Here is a 1,831-nt window from a genome sequence, read left to right on the forward strand (position 1 = left end):
CGGCGGGAGTCGTGGGGCTGGGTGCGTCTGATCCTTGAGAACTCAACAGCGTGCACTTGTCAAATGCCAAATTATCCTCGTCCAGCTTCGGCTGGTTGAGAATTCCTTTGGATCAAATTTTATGGTTGTCAGTTTTTGGCATCCTTTTTGGTCATGATTGAACTCGCAGGTGCCTGTCCCGTTTTCCCGGGTGGGTGTCTGCTTCTGTTTTTTACGGAGAGTTTGATCCTGGCTCAGGATGAACGCTGGCGGCGTGCTTAACACATGCAAGTCGAACGATGAAGCCCAGCTTGCTGGGTGGATTAGTGGCGAACGGGTGAGTAACACGTGAGCAACCTGCCCCTGACTCTGGGATAACAGCCGGAAACGGTTGCTAATACCGGATATGCATCATGGCCGCATGGTCTGTGGTGGGAAAGATTTTTCGGTTGGGGATGGGCTCGCGGCCTATCAGCTTGTTGGTGAGGTAGTGGCTCACCAAGGCGTCGACGGGTAGCCGGCCTGAGAGGGTGACCGGCCACACTGGGACTGAGACACGGCCCAGACTCCTACGGGAGGCAGCAGTGGGGAATATTGCACAATGGGCGGAAGCCTGATGCAGCAACGCCGCGTGAGGGATGACGGCCTTCGGGTTGTAAACCTCTTTTAGCAGGGAAGAAGCGTAAGTGACGGTACCTGCAGAAAAAGCGCCGGCTAACTACGTGCCAGCAGCCGCGGTAATACGTAGGGCGCAAGCGTTATCCGGAATTATTGGGCGTAAAGAGCTCGTAGGCGGTTTGTCGCGTCTGCTGTGAAAACCCGAGGCTCAACCTCGGGCCTGCAGTGGGTACGGGCAGACTAGAGTGCGGTAGGGGAGATTGGAATTCCTGGTGTAGCGGTGGAATGCGCAGATATCAGGAGGAACACCGATGGCGAAGGCAGATCTCTGGGCCGTTACTGACGCTGAGGAGCGAAAGGGTGGGGAGCAAACAGGCTTAGATACCCTGGTAGTCCACCCCGTAAACGTTGGGAACTAGTTGTGGGGGCCTTTCCACGGTCTCCGTGACGCAGCTAACGCATTAAGTTCCCCGCCTGGGGAGTACGGCCGCAAGGCTAAAACTCAAAGGAATTGACGGGGACCCGCACAAGCGGCGGAGCATGCGGATTAATTCGATGCAACGCGAAGAACCTTACCAAGGCTTGACATACACCGGAAACGTCTGGAAACAGTCGCCCCTTTTTGGTCGGTGTACAGGTGGTGCATGGTTGTCGTCAGCTCGTGTCGTGAGATGTTGGGTTAAGTCCCGCAACGAGCGCAACCCTCGTTCTATGTTGCCAGCACGTTATGGTGGGAACTCATGGGATACTGCCGGGGTCAACTCGGAGGAAGGTGGGGATGACGTCAAATCATCATGCCCCTTATGTCTTGGGCTTCACGCATGCTACAATGGCCGGTACAAAGGGCTGCAATACCGTGAGGTGGAGCGAATCCCAAAAAGCCGGTCCCAGTTCGGATTGAGGTCTGCAACTCGACCTCATGAAGTCGGAGTCGCTAGTAATCGCAGATCAGCAACGCTGCGGTGAATACGTTCCCGGGTCTTGTACACACCGCCCGTCAAGTCATGAAAGTCGGTAACACCTGAAGCCGGTGGCCTAACCCCTTGTGGGAGGGAGCTGTCGAAGGTGGGATCGGTAATTAGGACTAAGTCGTAACAAGGTAGCCGTACCGGAAGGTGCGGCTGGATCACCTCCTTTCTAAGGAGCATCTCGAGCCCTTCGGGGTTCGCAGAGGCCCGTTTCGAGACGGATGTTCTCGACGGGTTGCTCATGGGTGGAACATTTGACAAGGCGC

The 1,831-nt window shown here is 55.9% G+C and carries 1 rRNA gene; it reads left to right on the forward strand.

Going from position 1 to position 1,831, the window contains the following annotated elements:
• Positions 1–210 precede the first annotated feature (210 nt).
• Positions 211–1,734, forward strand: a 16S ribosomal RNA gene (locus PKE79_RS16370).
• The last annotated feature ends 97 nt before the right edge of the window (positions 1,735–1,831 follow it).

The organism is Microbacterium barkeri (assembly GCF_027921765.1).
Lineage (GTDB): Bacteria > Actinomycetota > Actinomycetes > Actinomycetales > Microbacteriaceae > Microbacterium > Microbacterium barkeri.